At 71.6% G+C, this 14,508-nt stretch carries 12 protein-coding genes, 1 pseudogene and 1 riboswitch; of the genes and pseudogenes, 4 read left to right on the top strand and 9 right to left on the bottom strand.

Translation table 11 applies throughout. From position 1 onward, the window contains the following. The first annotated feature begins 269 nt into the window (after nt 1–269). The gene (locus V7793_RS21040) at nt 270–1,088 is read left to right on the top strand and encodes a PhzF family phenazine biosynthesis protein (RefSeq protein WP_336008779.1); all 819 of its coding nucleotides are present in this window, start codon (nt 270–272) and stop codon (nt 1,086–1,088) included. Nucleotides 1,089–1,132: 44 nt separating this feature from the next. Here the strand turns inward: V7793_RS21040 and V7793_RS21035 are convergent, their stop codons facing one another. Both V7793_RS21035 and V7793_RS21030 read right to left on the bottom strand, forming a co-directional pair. After that, nucleotides 1,133–1,930 (bottom strand): CPBP family intramembrane glutamic endopeptidase, encoded by a 798-nt coding sequence (locus tag V7793_RS21035; RefSeq protein ID WP_336008781.1) that lies wholly within the window; start codon nt 1,928–1,930, stop codon nt 1,133–1,135. 164 nt (nt 1,931–2,094) lie between these two features. Further along, a complete protein-coding gene (locus V7793_RS21030; RefSeq protein ID WP_336008778.1) occupies nt 2,095–3,597 on the bottom strand; it encodes a glutamate--cysteine ligase in 1,503 nt (500 codons plus the stop codon). Between the two features lie 517 nt (nt 3,598–4,114). Here V7793_RS21030 and V7793_RS21025 point away from each other — a divergent pair. Both V7793_RS21025 and V7793_RS21020 read left to right on the top strand, forming a co-directional pair. Then, nucleotides 4,115–4,702 carry a hypothetical protein gene (locus tag V7793_RS21025; RefSeq protein ID WP_336008776.1) on the top strand — a complete coding sequence of 196 codons (588 nt, stop codon included), beginning with the start codon at nt 4,115–4,117 and terminating at the stop codon, nt 4,700–4,702. 321 nt (nt 4,703–5,023) lie between these two features. Next, complete coding sequence (locus V7793_RS21020; protein WP_058041342.1) at nt 5,024–5,230, top strand: DUF5999 family protein; 207 nt, start codon at nt 5,024–5,026, stop codon at nt 5,228–5,230. Between the two features lie 172 nt (nt 5,231–5,402). On the opposite strand, the gene gcvP is transcribed toward V7793_RS21020, so the two are convergent. Further along, nucleotides 5,403–8,288 carry an aminomethyl-transferring glycine dehydrogenase gene (gcvP, locus tag V7793_RS21015; protein ID WP_336008773.1) on the bottom strand — a complete coding sequence of 962 codons (2,886 nt, stop codon included), beginning with the start codon at nt 8,286–8,288 and terminating at the stop codon, nt 5,403–5,405. A gap of 187 nt (nt 8,289–8,475) precedes the next feature. After that, a riboswitch (glycine riboswitch) is annotated at nt 8,476–8,586 on the bottom strand. Nucleotides 8,587–8,673: 87 nt separating this feature from the next. Here gcvP and V7793_RS21010 point away from each other — a divergent pair. Then, nucleotides 8,674–9,033 (top strand): annotated as a pseudogene (locus V7793_RS21010) (PRC-barrel domain-containing protein); the annotation flags it as partial. Here V7793_RS21010 and V7793_RS21005 read toward each other — a convergent pair. From V7793_RS21005 to V7793_RS20980, 6 genes are all read right to left on the bottom strand, one after another. Beyond that, the gene (locus V7793_RS21005; RefSeq protein ID WP_443057955.1) at nt 8,988–10,535 is read right to left on the bottom strand and encodes a DNA polymerase IV; all 1,548 of its coding nucleotides are present in this window, start codon (nt 10,533–10,535) and stop codon (nt 8,988–8,990) included. The pseudogene V7793_RS21010 and the gene V7793_RS21005 overlap by 46 nt on opposite strands. Before the next feature lie 115 nt (nt 10,536–10,650). After that, on the bottom strand, nt 10,651–11,256 hold the full coding sequence (locus tag V7793_RS21000; protein ID WP_443057956.1) for a MerR family transcriptional regulator: 606 nt from the start codon (nt 11,254–11,256) through the stop codon (nt 10,651–10,653). A gap of 188 nt (nt 11,257–11,444) precedes the next feature. Continuing rightward, the gene (locus V7793_RS20995) at nt 11,445–11,918 is read right to left on the bottom strand and encodes a bifunctional nuclease family protein (protein WP_014058684.1); all 474 of its coding nucleotides are present in this window, start codon (nt 11,916–11,918) and stop codon (nt 11,445–11,447) included. 52 nt (nt 11,919–11,970) lie between these two features. Further along, complete coding sequence (gene ftsR / locus V7793_RS20990) at nt 11,971–12,780, bottom strand: transcriptional regulator FtsR (RefSeq protein WP_336008757.1); 810 nt, start codon at nt 12,778–12,780, stop codon at nt 11,971–11,973. A gap of 43 nt (nt 12,781–12,823) precedes the next feature. Beyond that, nucleotides 12,824–13,687 (bottom strand): FHA domain-containing protein, encoded by an 864-nt coding sequence (locus V7793_RS20985; RefSeq protein ID WP_079109993.1) that lies wholly within the window; start codon nt 13,685–13,687, stop codon nt 12,824–12,826. 106 nt (nt 13,688–13,793) lie between these two features. After that, on the bottom strand, nt 13,794–14,508 hold a 715-nt coding region (locus V7793_RS20980), incomplete at its 5' end, for a DUF881 domain-containing protein (RefSeq protein WP_336008756.1).

Genomic DNA, 14,508 nt, shown 5'->3' with positions numbered 1-14,508 from the left:
GCCGCCGGTCGAAGTCGCCCGGACCGTGATGGCCGGGTCCATGATGCTCATGTCCACGAGAACGCCACATGGCGCTCCTCCCATCCTTGCGCTCCGCCGATCACCAAAACTGTCGTTGATCGGTCGCGTATCGGTCGCGACACGTCAACGATATATCGCTACCGCGGTCATGGCAATGCCCCTCCCGCACCTCACCGGCGCCCCCGGCCGGGCCACATTTCGTGAATTGGCTCTGGCCTGCGGGTTCTTCACGCCCGTAGCGTCCGGCCATGCGCATTCGAATCGTCGACGCCTTCACCGACCGCCCCTTCGCCGGCAACCCGGCCGGGGTCGTCCTCTTCGACTCCGGGGAGTTCCCCGACGACGACCGGCTCCAGCGGATCGCCGCCGAGGTCAACCTCTCCGAGACCGCCTTCGCCCGCCCGCTCGCCGACGCCTCGCGGGGCGCGGACTGGGCGCTGCGCTGGTTCACGCCCCTCACCGAGGTCGACATGTGCGGCCACGCCACGCTCGCCACCGCGCACGTCCTGCACACCACGGGCGCCGCCACCGGCACCGTCCGCTTCGCCGCCCGCTGCGGCGTCCTCACCGCCACGGCGCACGAGGACGGTTCGATCACGCTGGACTTCCCGACCGCACCGATCGCCCCGGTCGCCCTCCCCGACGGCGTGACGGAGGCCCTGGGCGCCGAGGTCCTCAGCACGTACGACACCGGTCCGCACATCGGCGACCTGCTGGTCGAGCTGGCCGACGAGAAGGCCGTACGGTCCCTGGCGCCCGATGTCCGCGCCCTCGGCCGGCACTCGCGCCGCGGCATCATCGCCACCGCCCCGGCCGAGGACCCCGCGCGCGGCTACGACTACGTCTCGCGCTGCTTCTTCCCGAACGTCGGCATCGACGAGGACCCCGTCACCGGCAGCGCGCACACCGCGCTCGCGCCCTTCTGGTCCGGACGGCTGGGCCGCGACGACCTGACGGGCCTGCAGGCCTCCGCCCGGACCGGCCTGGTGCGGACCGGCCTGCGCGGCGACCGCACGCTGCTGACCGGCTCAGCCGTCACCGTCATCGAGGGTGACCTGCTGGCGTAGGAAAGCGGCCTGCTCGCGTACAAGGGCCGGGAGCGGGAACGGCGTCAGGCCGTGGGCAGCCAGCCCACCTTGCCCGCGAGCAGCGCGTAGCCGACGAACGCCACGATGTCGATCAGTGCGTGCGCGGCCACCAGCGGCCCGACCCGCCCCCACCGCCGGTAGAGCAGGACGAAGACCACGCCCATCACCATGTTCCCGATGAACCCGCCGACGCCCTGATACAGGTGGTACGAACCGCGCAGCACGGCGCTCGCCGCCAGCGCCGCCACCGGGGTCCAGCCCAGCTGCCCCAGCCGGCGCAGCAGGTACCCGAGGACCACGACCTCCTCCAGCACCGCGTTCTGCACGGCCGAGGCGACAAGGACGGGGATCTTCCACCACACGTCGGGCAGCGACTCCGGCACCACCGTCAGGTTGAAGCCCGCGGCCCGGGCGCCGAGGTAGAACAGCAGGCCGGTGCCCCCGATGGCGGCCGCCACCCCGGTGCCGCGGGTCAGGTCGAAGCCGGGGCGGTCCCGGTCGAAACCGACCGCGCGCAGTCCCGGCGCGCCCTCGCGCACCAGCAGGTGCGCCACCAGGAGCACGGGCACCAGCGCCGTCGCGATGCCGAACACCTGCCAGGACAGGTCGAGCCACGGACGCCCGGGGGCGTGCGAGGCGTTGAGGTTGGCGGCCTGGTCCCGGAGCCCGCCCGGCCTGGTGAGCGCGCCGACGAAGCTGATCAGGGACGACACCGCGCTGGCCCCGAGCGACAGCGCCAGGACCAGGAGCGTCTCGCTGCGCAGGGTGCGCCGCCGGGCGGCTTCGCCGGGAACCGGGCCGGTCCGGGCTCCGGGCAGGATGCCGTCCTCGCCCTGCGCGTTCTGCCGCACCTGTGCCTCCGCTTCCTCCCGCCCCGGCGGCGGGGCGACGCTCCGCCGGCCGCCGCCCGTACCGGCGGCCGCCGTCACAGCTTGCCCGACGCCCCGCGGCCGGTGGGCCAGGGGGTACGGGAGGGGAGGACGTGTCAGTCGCCGGGGCCGGCCGGCCAGGTGTGCACCGGGGCACCGGTGCGCATCAGCTCGCAGTAGCGCCGGGTGGTGACGGCCAGTGCCTTGTGACGGTCCATGCCGTGCTCCAGTGCCCGGTGATAGGCCGCGGCCTGCCACGACGCCCCGTTGGTGCGGCTCCGGCAGCGGCCCTCGATGACCCCGAGGTAGCGGTCGCGGTCGGAGGGCTCCACGCCCCAGGCGTCCAGCCCGGCCGCCGCGAGCGGCAGCAGCTCCTCCTGGACGAGCCGGACGGCCGGCCGGCGTTCCAGCGTGCCCGCCCGGCCCGCCTTCGGCCAGCGCAGCCAGGCGTCGATGCCGTGCCGGCAGGCCGCGTCGAAGTTCTCCGCGGCGACGCGGAACGGCAGCCTGGTCCACACCGGCCGCGGCTCCTCGGCGAGCGCCCTGACCAGCCCGTAGTAGAAGGCGGTGTTGGCGATGACGTCGGTGACGGTGGGGCCGGCGGGCAGCACGCGGTTCTCCACCCGCAGGTGCGGTACGCCGTCGGCCACCCCGTAGACCGGCCGGTTCCAGCGGTAGACCGTCCCGTTGTGCAGCGTCAGCTCGTGCAGCATCGGCACGCCGCCCTCCTCCACGACGCGCACCGGCTCCTCGTCGTCGGAGATCGGCAGCACCGGCGGGAAGAAGCGCAGGTTCTCCTCGAACAGCTCATACGCAGAATCGATCCAGCGCTCCCCGAACCAGGTGCGCGGCCGCACCCCCTGAGCCGTGAGCTCGGGCGGGCGGGTGTCGGTGGACTGGACGAACAGCGGCGGACGGGACTCGCGCCACAGCTCCCGGCCGAAGAGGAAGGGCGAGTTGGCCCCGACGGCGATCTGCGCCGCCGCCACCGCCTGCGCGGAGTTCCACACGGCGGCGAACCGCCCGGGCGTCACCTGCAGGTGCAACTGCACGGACGTGCACGCGGCTTCGGGGGCGATCGACTCCGCGGTGCAGGTCAGTCGTTCGACGCCCTCGATGTCGATCGTGAAGTGCTCGCCCCGGGCGGCCACCACCTGCGCGTTCAGCATGGCGTAGCGCTCGTCCGCGGAGAGGTTCGCCGAGACCAGGTGACGGTCCTCCAGGGTCGGCAGAATACCGATCATCACGATCCCGGAATCGACCTCCATGGCCTTGCGATCGGCATAGGAGAGAGCCGTCCGCAACTCCTCGGCAAGCTGGTCCAGGACGCTCCCGGACAGCCGGTGCGGAACAATATTCACTTCCAGGTTGAACCGGCCGAGTTCGGTCTGGAAATCACCGCTCGCGATACGCTCGAGCACTTCGGCGTTCACCATGCTCGGCATCCCGTCGGCCCCCGCGAGATTCAGCTCGATCTCCAGGCCCATGAGATTCCTGGGACGGTCGAAACGCTTCTCTTCCAGCAGTCTCCCCAGCGCTTCCAGGCACTGCCGGAGCTTTGCCCGGTGGCGCTGTCGGTCGGCGAGGTCGACGCTCCCGGCCACGACCTTGTCCCCCATCGCAGGGTCCCTCCTCACATGGGTCGTCGCGGCGCCGGCCGCTCGCGTCACGGTCGATGATGCCCAGCCAATGTGATCGATAACGCCCCGCCGGGACCACATACCCGCTACGCTCTCGGCAACGCATCCGGTGGCACATTCCGTCGGCATGATGGATCACCGCGCTTTGCCTATAGCGCAGGCACAGCGCCGGTGATAGCGCTGGTGATAAACACCGACGAGATTCGGCCTACCCTGCCCGGGGCACAATACGAGGTGGCGTGCCCCTACTCGGCACAGAATCACCGAAATCACCCTCGGATGAGGCCCTGATATCCCCTTGCCGGAAATACCGGCGACAGCTAGCCGAAACACCATGTGAACACGTGTCGTATAAACTTCGGGGACGAGGCGGAGAGTAGGCGCCACGGCCCCGGCAGCCGGTAAGGTCCCGGCCCCCCTCTGACCCCGCACGCCGACAGCGTCGTCCGCACCCTGCCCAAGCACCACGTGTCTCCGAAGTGAGAGGCGACCCACCATGCCGCTGCATGTCCCCCCTGCCCCTGCGCCTGCCCTGCGCAGTGTTCTGAGCGCCCTCGGTTCCCCCTCCGCCGTCCGCGAGGCCCGCACTCCGTCGCTGAAGGCCGCGCAAGGGCCGCTGACCCCCGAACTCCCGCTGCCCGTCCACGTCCTGGAGCAGACGGCGGGCCGCGGGGGCGCACCGCGCAGCCGGCTCACCGGCTGGCGGTTCCCGATCCGCGGCTCCGAGGGCGTGGTGGCCGCGGGCGAGGCGGTGCGGACTGCGGACGGCTGGGCGTTCTCGCACTTCTGCGAGGGCCCCTACCTCGTCTCCACGGAACGCGCGCTGCGGCAGGCGGAGACGCTTCCGACGCCGTACCAGCCCCGGCTGCTGTCCGTGCCCGGGCTCTATATGCTCACGCTCTGGCTGCACGGGGACATCGCCGCCGATCCCGCCTCGGGCCTGACCGGCCCGGGTGACCTGCTCGTGCCGCTCGCGCCGGCACCACCGGGGATCGCCGCGCACCGCCCGCACCGCTTCGCCGAGTTGATGCCGGTCCTGACGCTCCGCCTGACCCCCGCCCCGCTGCTGAAGACCCCCGCTTGAGGAGCCGGTCCGGCGGTCTGACACCCCCTCCCTTCCCCGGCGCCCCGCGGCCTGCCGCCGCGGGGCGCACACATGTACTCACCCTCCCGGACTAGCCCACTCCGACCACCGGTAACCACCCGGCCGGACAGTCATGTTGGAAGCAACCGCCCGCATGGGTGATGCGTCTCCAACGAGTGAGGAGCGCTGCCGGGAAATCCCTGCGGAATCACGCCCGTGGGGCAACACTGGTATCGACCAACCGATTCGCCAACGGGGGGCGGCATGAACACCGAATCGAGCCGCAGGACAGCCACCACATCACAGCGAAAGAACCCACCCATGTGCCAGCACCAGCCCACGTGCCCCTCAGCCGACTCCGCCGACCGGGAAGCCGCGCACCTCGTGGCGCACCACCCCGAGCAGGGCTGGAGTCTGCTGTGCAACGGAGTCCTGCACTTCGAGGACACCGGTGAGCTGCTGCCGGACGGCCAGATCATCGCACCGCACCGGCCGCTGGACACGGGAAACGTGGTGACCGCTGCCTGAGCTCACGCACCACCGCACTCAGCACCGGAGCACTACAGCGCTCACACACCGCACCACAGGAACACTGCACCACAGGGAACACCGCACCACTCGCACGCAAAGGGGCCGGCCCGGCGAAATCGCCGAACCGGCCCCGACTTGTGCCGGGCCTCAGCCGAGGCCCACGGCTCCGTCAGCCGTCGTAGTCCTCCAGCGGCGGGCAGGAGCACACGAGGTTGCGGTCGCCATATGCACCGTCGACGCGGCGCACCGGCGGCCAGTACTTGTCGGCGGCCGAGACCCCGGCGGGGAAGACGGCCTCCTCACGGCTGTAGGGGTGCTCCCACTCGCCCGCCACGGACGCGGCGGTGTGCGGGGCGTTCCGCAGCGGGTTGTCGTCCTTGTCCCACTCCCCCGAGCCGACCTTCTCGATCTCGGCTCGGATCGCGATCATCGCCTCGCAGAAGCGGTCCAGCTCGGCGATGTCCTCGCTCTCCGTGGGCTCGATCATCAGGGTACCGGCCACCGGGAAGGACATCGTCGGCGCGTGGAAGCCGTAGTCGATGAGCCGCTTGGCGACGTCGTCGACGCTCACCCCGGTCGCCTTGGTCAGCGGCCGCAGGTCGACGATGCACTCGTGGGCCACCAGGCCGTTCGGGCCGGTGTAGAGCACGGGGTAGTGCGGCTCCAGGCGCTTGGCGATGTAGTTGGCGCCGAGCACCGCCACCTGCGTGGCGCGCTTGAGGCCCTCGCCGCCCATCAGCCGGACGTACGCCCAGGAGATCGGCAGGATGCCTGCGGAGCCCCACGGCGCCGCGGAGATCGGGCCGACGCCCGTCGCCGGGCCGGCGGTGGGCTGCAGCGGGTGGTTGGGGAGGTACGGCGCGAGGTGCGCGCGGACGGCGACCGGGCCGACGCCGGGACCGCCGCCGCCGTGCGGGATGCAGAAGGTCTTGTGCAGGTTCAGGTGCGAGACGTCGCCGCCGAACTTGCCCGGCTCCGCCAGGCCCACCAGGGCGTTGAGGTTGGCGCCGTCCACGTAGACCTGGCCGCCCGCCTCGTGCACGGCCGCGCAGATGTCGGCGACGTGCTCCTCGAAGACGCCGTGCGTCGACGGGTAGGTGATCATCAGTACGGCCAGCTCGTCGCGGTACTGCTCGATCTTGGCGTGCAGGTCCTGTGCGTCGACCTCGCCGTCGTCGGCCGTCTTGACCACGACGACCTTCATGCCGGCCATCACGGCGCTGGCGGCGTTGGTGCCGTGCGCGGAGGACGGGATCAGGCAGACGGTGCGCTGCTCGTCGCCGTTGGCGCGGTGGTAGGCGCGGACGGCCAGCAGGCCGGCGAGCTCGCCCTGGGACCCGGCGTTCGGCTGGATGGAGACCTTGTCGTAGCCGGTGACCGCGGCGAGCCGCTCCTCCAGCTCCGTGATGAGCGTGACGTAGCCCTCGGCCTGCTCGACCGGCGCGAAGGGGTGCAGCGCGCCGAACTCGGGCCAGGTGACCGGCTCCATCTCGGTCGTGGCGTTGAGCTTCATGGTGCACGAGCCGAGCGGGATCATGCCGCGGTCCAGGGCGTAGTCCCGGTCGGCAAGCCGGCGCAGGTAGCGCAGCATGGCCGTCTCGGAGCGGTGCTCGTGGAAGACCGGGTGCGTGAGGTAGTCGCCGGTGCGCAGGAGGGCCTCGGGGAGGGCCTCGGCGGCCACCGCGTCGAGCGCCTCGACGTCGCCGGTCACCCCGAACGCGGCCCAGACGGAGTCCAGGTGGGCGCGGGTGGTGGTCTCGTCGCAGGCGATGCCGACGTGGTCGGCGTCGGTCAGGCGCAGGTTGACGCCGCGCTCGCGGGCGGCCTCGACGACCTCGGCGGCCCGGCCCGGGACGCGCGCGGTCAGGGTGTCGAAGTAGGAGCCGTGCACGAGCTCGACGCCCCCGGCGCGCAGGCCCTCGGCGAGGATCGCGGCGTAGCGGTGGGTGCGGCGGCCGATGGCGGCCAGACCCTCGGGGCCGTGGTAGACGGCGTACATGCCGGCCATGACGGCGAGGAGCACCTGGGCAGTGCAGATGTTGCTGGTGGCCTTCTCGCGGCGGATGTGCTGCTCGCGGGTCTGCAGGGCCAGGCGGTAGGCCTTGTTGCCGTCGGCGTCGACGGAGACGCCGACGAGGCGGCCGGGCAGGCTGCGGGCGAACTGCTCGCGCACGGCCATGAACCCGGCGTGCGGGCCGCCGAAGCCCATCGGGACGCCGAAGCGCTGGGTGGTGCCGACCGCGATGTCCGCGCCGAGCTCGCCGGGCGAGGTCAGCAAGGTCAGGGCGAGCAGGTCGGCGGCGACGGTGACGATCGCGCCGAGCTCGTGGGCGCGCCCGATCACCGGGCGGAGGTCGCGCACGGCGCCGGAGGCGCCGGGGTACTGCAGGAGAACGCCGAAGACACCGCGCTCGGCGATCTCGTCCGGGATGCCCGCGCTCAGGTCGGCGACGACGACCTCGACGCCCGTCGGCTCGGCGCGCGTCTCGATCACGGCGATCGTCTGCGGCAGCGTGTCGGCGTCGATGAGGAAGACGCCCTTCTTGACCTTGCCGACGCGACGGGACAGGGCCATGGCCTCGGCGGCCGCGGTGCCCTCATCGAGGAGGGAGGCGCCGGAGGTGGGCAGACCGGTGAGGTCGGCGACGACGGTCTGGAAGTTGAGCAGGGCCTCCAGGCGGCCCTGGGAGATCTCCGGCTGGTACGGCGTGTAGGCCGTGTACCAGGCGGGGTTCTCCATGACGTTGCGCAGGATCACCGGCGGGGTGAACGTGCCGTGGTAGCCGAGGCCGATCATCGGGGCGAGGACCTGGTTGCGGTCGGCGAGCGTCCGCAGTTCGGCGAGGACCTCGGCCTCGCTGCGGGCCTCCGGCAGGGCCAGGGCGCCCACGCTCTTGATCACTTCCGGCACGGCGGCGGCAGTGAGCTCGTCCAGCGACCCGAAGCCGACCTGGGCGAGCATCTTGGCCTGGGCCTCGCCGTCGGGACCTATGTGGCGGCGCTCGAACGGGGTGTCCCGCTCCAGGTCGGAAAGGGCGATGCGGTGGGCAGTCATCTGCGGAGGCCTCCTGGTCGTTGCGACCTGCGAGGGGTACCACGGCGCGGGTACCCGGACGGCCTCCCCCTCTGTCATCTCAACCTGAGAGCTTCACCGGACCGCAACGCACGGCCCGGCTTTCACCGTCGGTGAGGAAGGGCTTCGGCGCTTGACTGACCGGGCCCGCCCTGCTTTCCAGAGTGACCTCGTCCATGCGGTACGGGTGCCTGAGAGATTCCGGGGAGGATTTGCTCCTTCGGCGCCTCCGTCGGCCCCACTGGGGTGGGCTGCCGGAGGACTCTCCCGCACGGATTCTGCGGCCATTCGCCAGCCTACCAGCGCGGCTTTCCCGCCGGATCTCCCGAGTGGCCGCTTCTCGCTTTGTGTTTTTACGTGGGGGGAGATGCCGATACAGGGAGGAACCGTGCAGAGCGACATCGATCCCCGGAGCCTGATCGGACGGAAGGTCTTCGACCGCGACGGGGCGAAGATCGGCACGGTGGACGAGGTCTATCTCGACGACGCCACGGGGGAGCCGCTGTGGGCGGCCGTACGCACCGGCTTCTTCCGGCGGGACGCCTTCATCCCCCTGGCGACCAGCGAGGTCTCCGGAGACAGCCTGCGCACGGCGTACGACCGGGCGCTGATCAAGGAAGCCCCCGACTTCGGCGTGGGCCGTCACCTGTCACCCGAACAGGAACTGCAGCTGTACCACCACTACCGGCTGGACATCCCGGGCCCGGGGCGGGTGGCCGGATCGGATCCGGGACCGGGAACGGGCCGGGGCACGGCATCCGCGCCCGAACGGGGCCCGGGATCCGGCCCCGGGCCGGGATCCGCCGCCCCCCGCGGCGCCGGCCCGTCCGCCGGCGGCTCGGCAAGCTGACCCGCCCCCGGCTCCTGACGTACGAGGGGCAGCGGATCCGCCGGCTCCAGTGCGGGGTCGTCGACCGCGAAGGTCCGTACCCGGCCCGGCTCCGACCAGGGCTGTTCGAAACGGACGGTGACCCGGCCGACGCCGCTCCCCTGCACCCACCCCGCCCCGTACTCGGCGTGCCGCACGTCCAGCCCCGGCAGCCAGCGCCGCGGCTTCACCTCCGCGCCCACCGCCTCCCCCCGCACCCCTCCCGGCCCCTGCGGGGCCTCCGCCGCACCCGTAGCGGCCGCAACGGCCGCCACCGCCGCCGCCTCGCTCGCGGCCTGCGCGAAGAGGTCTTCCTGTGTGTAGTCGGCGAGCCCGCTGACCCCGACGCCCAGCAGCCGGACCCCGGCCGTGGTGTCCACGCCGTCGATCAGCCGGGCCGCCGCCTCCTTGACCACGGCGGGGTCGTCCGTCGGGCCGCGCAGCGTCTCCGAGCGGGTCAGCGTCGAGAAGTCGTAGCTGCGCACCTTGATGACCACGGTCCGGCCGGACCTGCCCGCGGCCCGCAGCCGCTGCACGCACCGCTCGGCGAGCCGGGAGATCTCCGTCTGCACCCGCGACCGGTCGGTCAGGTCCTCCTCGAAGGTGTCCTCCACGGAGACGGATTTGGCGTCCCGGTCGGCGACGACCGGACGGTCGTCGTGCCCCGTGGCCAGGGCGTACAGCCCGGCGCCGTGGGCCTTGCCCAGGAGCCGCACGAGCTCCGCCTCACCTGCCTCGCCCGTCTCGGCGACGGTCGTGATGCCCGCCCGGCGCAGCGTCTCGGCGGTGGCCGGGCCGACGCCCGGAATGACGCGCACGGACATGGGGCCCAGCAGTTCCGGCTCGGTGCCCGGCTCGATGAGCACCAGGCCGTCGGGCTTGGCCTCCTCGGAGGCGATCTTCGCGAGCATCTTGGACCCGGCGAGCCCCACCGAGCCGCTGAGGCCCGTGGCCGCCCGGATGTCCCGCCGCAGGCGCTCCCCCACGGCCCGCACGGCCGCCGGCGTGGGCTCGACGCCGCCGGCCTCCAGGTCCACGAACGCCTCGTCGAGGCTCAGCGGCTCCACCAGCGGCGACAGCTCGCCGAGCAGGCCCATGACCACTTCGCTGATCTCGCGGTAGAGCGAGAACCGCGGGGTGAGGTAGGCGGCGTTGGGGCACAGCCTGCGGGCCTGGGCCGTGGCCATCGCGGAGCGGATGCCGAAGACCCTGGCCTCGTAGGACGCGGTGGCCACCACGCCGCGCGGGCCGATCCCGCCCACCACGACGGGCTTCCCGCGCAGACTGGGCTTGGCCGCCTGCTCGGCCGAAGCGTAGAAAGCATCCATGTCGAGATGCAGGATGGTCGGCGCGCCTCTCACGACACCGATGCTGCCGCATACCACTGACAATCGCACTCACGTACGAGCGGCTGGGCGACCGCGTACGCCCCGCCGGAGCGGTCCCGCACGGCCGGCCGCAGGCCTGCCGCGGCGGTCAGCCGACGCGGTTGCGGCGGCGGGCCAGCTCGTCGGAGGGGTTGGGGCGGATCAGCGTCTCGCCCGTGTCCACCCGCTCGCCGTGCAGCTGGGACAGCGCGCTCTCGACATCGCGCCACACGACGCCCACGGCGATCCCGAAGACGCCCTGCCCGCCCTGGAGGAGATCGACGACCTCGTCGGGCGAGGTGCACTCGTAGACCGTGGCGCCGTCGCTCATCAGCGTCATCCGGGGCAGGTCGGCCATGCCGCGCGAGCGCAGGTGCTGGACCGCCGTGCGGATGTTCTGCAGGGACACCCCGGTATCCAGCAGCCGCTTCACGATCTTGAGGACCACCACGTCCCGGAAGCTGTAGAGCCGCTGGGTGCCGGAGCTGTGCGCGGGGCGCACGCTCGGTTCCACCAGACCCGTACGCGCCCAGTAGTCGAGCTGGCGGTAGGTGATGCCCGCCGCTGCGCACGCCGTCGGTCCGCGGTAGCCGATGAGATCGGCCTCCGGGCCCCGCGGTGCGCCGGCCTCCACCGGAGTGGCATGACGGGGTGCCGGTTCGACCGCTCCCCCGAACAGCGGATACGGACTGCCGACCGCCGTCCCGTCGCCCATGCTTCTCACGCCGACCTCCGTCCTTGACCTGCCCTCTCGACGGTAGGCAGTCACCCGGGGTGCGTCAACGATCGCCACACTCGGCACGCCGAGTGATAATCACCCAGAGAGTGGTTTTGCGTGCCTCTGTGCCGGGAAGGGCTAATCGGATGCGCTGCGGCAAGCCGTCGCACAGCGCCCCGGCCGGCTCACTGACTGCTGGTGCCGAAGTCCTCCGGCGAGATCTGGTCGAGGAACTCGCGGAACTTCTCGACCTCGTCCTCCTGCTCGTCCGGGATGGCGATCCCGGCGTCGTCCAGCACCCCGTCGCTGCCGTAGATCGGCGTGCCGGTGCGCAGAGCGAGCGCTATGGCGTCGGACGGCCGGGCACTGACCTCCACGCCGCTGGCGAAGACGAGCTCCGCATAGAAGACACCCTCACGCAGGTCCGTGATGCGGACCTCCGTGAGCTGCTGGCCGACCGCTTCCAGCACGTCCTTGAAAAGGTCGTGGGTCAGCGGACGGGCCGGGGCCATGCCCTGCTGGGCGAAGGCGATGGCCGTCGCCTCTCCCGGTCCGATCCAGATCGGGAGGTAGCGGTCGCCTCCCACTTCACGCAGGAGCACGATCGGCTGGTTGGAGGGCATTTCCACCCGGACACCCACGACATCGAGCTCGTTCACACAGCAACCCTAGGACGTGCCCGGCAGGTTTGGGTAGTCGGGCACTCGCCGGTCAGTGCGAGCCCGCGTGCAGGGCGGCCTGCACGAGCGCCGCGTGCAGGCGCACGGAGAGCGTGGCGAGCTCGCGCGTAGTGGCCTCGGCATGCGCCCTGGTCTGCGGATTACGGTGCCGCCGCAGCGGTGCGACCACTTGTTCGACCAGGCCGGCCTGGCGGTCGGCCGCGGCCTTCATGACGCGAAGGTGCCGTGGCTCCAGACCGAAACGGCCCAGGTCGGCGACGAGGCGCGCCACGGCCACCGCATCGGCGTCGAATCCGCCGTCCGGGTGCGCGATGACCAGCCCGTACGACTCCCACTCCACCAGCTCACTCTCCGTGACACCAGTGGCACTCAGCATCTCCTCGCGGCCGAGCCGTGCGGCCGGAGAGGGCACGGGCGCCCCGAGCCCGGCGCCCGCGAGGACGGCGGCCTCGTCGATCACGGCGTCCGGACCGGCCTCCTGGCCGTGGTCGGCCAGGAGGGCGGCGTCACGGGGCTTCGCGGGGGCGGGCAGCTGCGGCGCCTCGCCCCGGGCCCGCGCCTCCAGGTGCTCCTTGATGACCCGCAGCGGAAGGTAGTGATCGCGCTGCATGCGCAGCACGCAGCCGAGCCGCTCCACGTCCTCCGTACTGAACTTGCGGTATCCGGACGGTGTGCGCTGTGGCTCCACCAGGCCCTCCGCCTCCAGGAAACGAATCTTGGAGATGGTGACCTCGGGGAACTCCTCACGCAGCAGGTTGAGCACCGTACCGATGCTCACCAGCCGTCCCTCCGCGCCGGTGGCACCGGGTGACCCGGTGCCACCTGACGGTGTTCGAAGCATGGCCCTTCCTAGCGTCCCCCCGGGACGAAGCCCGGGGGGAAGGTCAGATGCCCCGCTGGCTGCCGTAGAAGACCAGCCGGTACTTGCCGATCTGGACCTCGTCGCCGCTGTTCAGCGGCACCGAGTCGATCCGCTCGCGGTTGACGTACGTGCCATTGAGGCTGCCGACGTCGGAAACGGTGAAGCTGCCGTCCTGGGCTCTGCGGAACTCCACGTGCCGGCGGGAGACCGTCACGTCGTCCAGGAAGATGTCACTCTGCGGGTGCCGGCCCGCCGTGGTCAGCTCGCCGTCCAGCAGGAAGCGGCTGCCGGAGTTCGGGCCGCGCCGGACCACCAGCAGCGCCGAACCCAGCGGAAGGGCGTCGACCGCCGCCTGCGCCTCCGGAGAGAGCGACGGGATCGGCGTCTGGCCCGTGGCCTCGGAGTCGTACGCCTCGAGACCGGAGATCGAGATGGTCGACGTGGTCTCCGAGGCGCGCTCGGCCACGGCACCGGGCCTCAGCGGGGCACCGCAGTTGGAGCAGAACCGGCTCGCCTCGGCGTTCCGGTGGCCGCACCTCGTACATACCGGCAAGGCAGACCCTCCGTGCGCGCTCGAGGTCGCTGGTGCCCCGAAACCTATGCGCCCGGTGGCGGCAGGGTCAACAGCCGACCCGCCCGGAATGTCTCCTCCTGGAGCTCCGACCTGATCCCGGAACAGCGGACGCCCCTCCTGGGCGCCCTCCCGGCCCTCGCCGCCCTCCACCGGACGCGACGCGCGGTGGCGGGCGCTGCCACCGTCCTGGCGTGCGCTCTTGCCGAACAACTTCGCAAACAACTTCACGGGCGATTCCCCTTGACCGAAACAGACCCGCCCGTGGGGCAGGACAAAACCTCGATGCACACACCGTCCGACCTGGACATCCATACAACGTCCGTGGTCAACAGACAGTTTCCACCACGCACCCTCGACTTGGTGCGCCGACCCCCCGCAACCTCATGGCCTCCCTCTGAAGCCCGCATGACCGCCCGCCTCACTGCGATGACGACCGAGCGTAGTCAGGCCGCTTCGCCGGGCGCAAGGCGTCCACAATGATCTTCTCAGACCGCCGGACCGTGACGCCCGCCTGCTCCTTCTCCAGCGTCTGCACGACACCGCCGGGGATGTTGAGCGCGGGCTCCAGATCCTGCGGCTTGCCGATCACCTTGAACCGGTAAGGCTGCGAGACCTTCTTGCCGTCGATCTCCACCTTCCCCGCCGCGCCCGAAAAATAGGTGTCGGCCGCGATCCGTACGTCATTGATCTGGATGGCCTCCGCACCGGCGGCCCGCAGCTCCTGGAGAGTGTCCAGCAGCTTGTCGGACTCGACGGCGTTCTTGGGGTCGCTCACCGTGAGCTCGATGCCCGGCCCCTGCGCCCCCACCGTGCCCGCGAGGATCGCGAGCTGCTGCTCCTTCTGCTCGGTCTGCTTACGGGCCTCCGCGGCCTGGTTGGAGCTGCTTTCGAGCTCGGTGCGCTGGTTCTCCAGCCGCCGCTTCTCGTCCTCCAGCCGCTTCGTGCGGTTGTCCAGCTCGTCCAGGATCCGTACGAGGTCCTCCTGCCGGGCACCGCGCAGCGCGCTGTTGTCGCTGGTGGACCGGACCTGGATGGCCAGGCCCAGGCCGAGGACGCACAGCAGCACGGCGACGGTGAGCTGCGCCCGCGTCAGCCGCGGTGGCCAGAAGGCCTTGGCCAGGCGCTGACGGCCC

The sequence above is a fragment of the Streptomyces sp. KLMMK genome (genome assembly GCF_036961605.1).
Lineage (GTDB): Bacteria > Actinomycetota > Actinomycetes > Streptomycetales > Streptomycetaceae > Streptomyces > Streptomyces telluris.
The sequence above is the reverse complement of the archived record's forward strand: the minus strand, read 5'-3'. Positions and strand labels throughout refer to the sequence as shown.

Excerpts from the sequence above, each read along its gene's own strand:
- V7793_RS21040 (WP_336008779.1), top strand. The coding sequence starts at position 270 with ATGCGCATTCGAATCGTCGACGCCTTCACCGACCGCCCCTTCGCCGGC.
- V7793_RS21030 (WP_336008778.1), bottom strand. The coding sequence starts at position 3,597 with ATGGGGGACAAGGTCGTGGCCGGGAGCGTCGACCTCGCCGACCGACAG.
- V7793_RS21025 (WP_336008776.1), top strand. The coding sequence starts at position 4,115 with ATGCCGCTGCATGTCCCCCCTGCCCCTGCGCCTGCCCTGCGCAGTGTT.
- V7793_RS21020 (WP_058041342.1), top strand. The coding sequence starts at position 5,024 with ATGTGCCAGCACCAGCCCACGTGCCCCTCAGCCGACTCCGCCGACCGG.
- gcvP (WP_336008773.1), bottom strand. The coding sequence starts at position 8,288 with ATGACTGCCCACCGCATCGCCCTTTCCGACCTGGAGCGGGACACCCCG.
- V7793_RS21000 (WP_443057956.1), bottom strand. The coding sequence starts at position 11,256 with ATGGGCGACGGGACGGCGGTCGGCAGTCCGTATCCGCTGTTCGGGGGA.
- ftsR (WP_336008757.1), bottom strand. The coding sequence starts at position 12,780 with ATGCTTCGAACACCGTCAGGTGGCACCGGGTCACCCGGTGCCACCGGC.
- V7793_RS20985 (WP_079109993.1), bottom strand. The coding sequence starts at position 13,687 with ATGGATGTCCAGGTCGGACGGTGTGTGCATCGAGGTTTTGTCCTGCCC.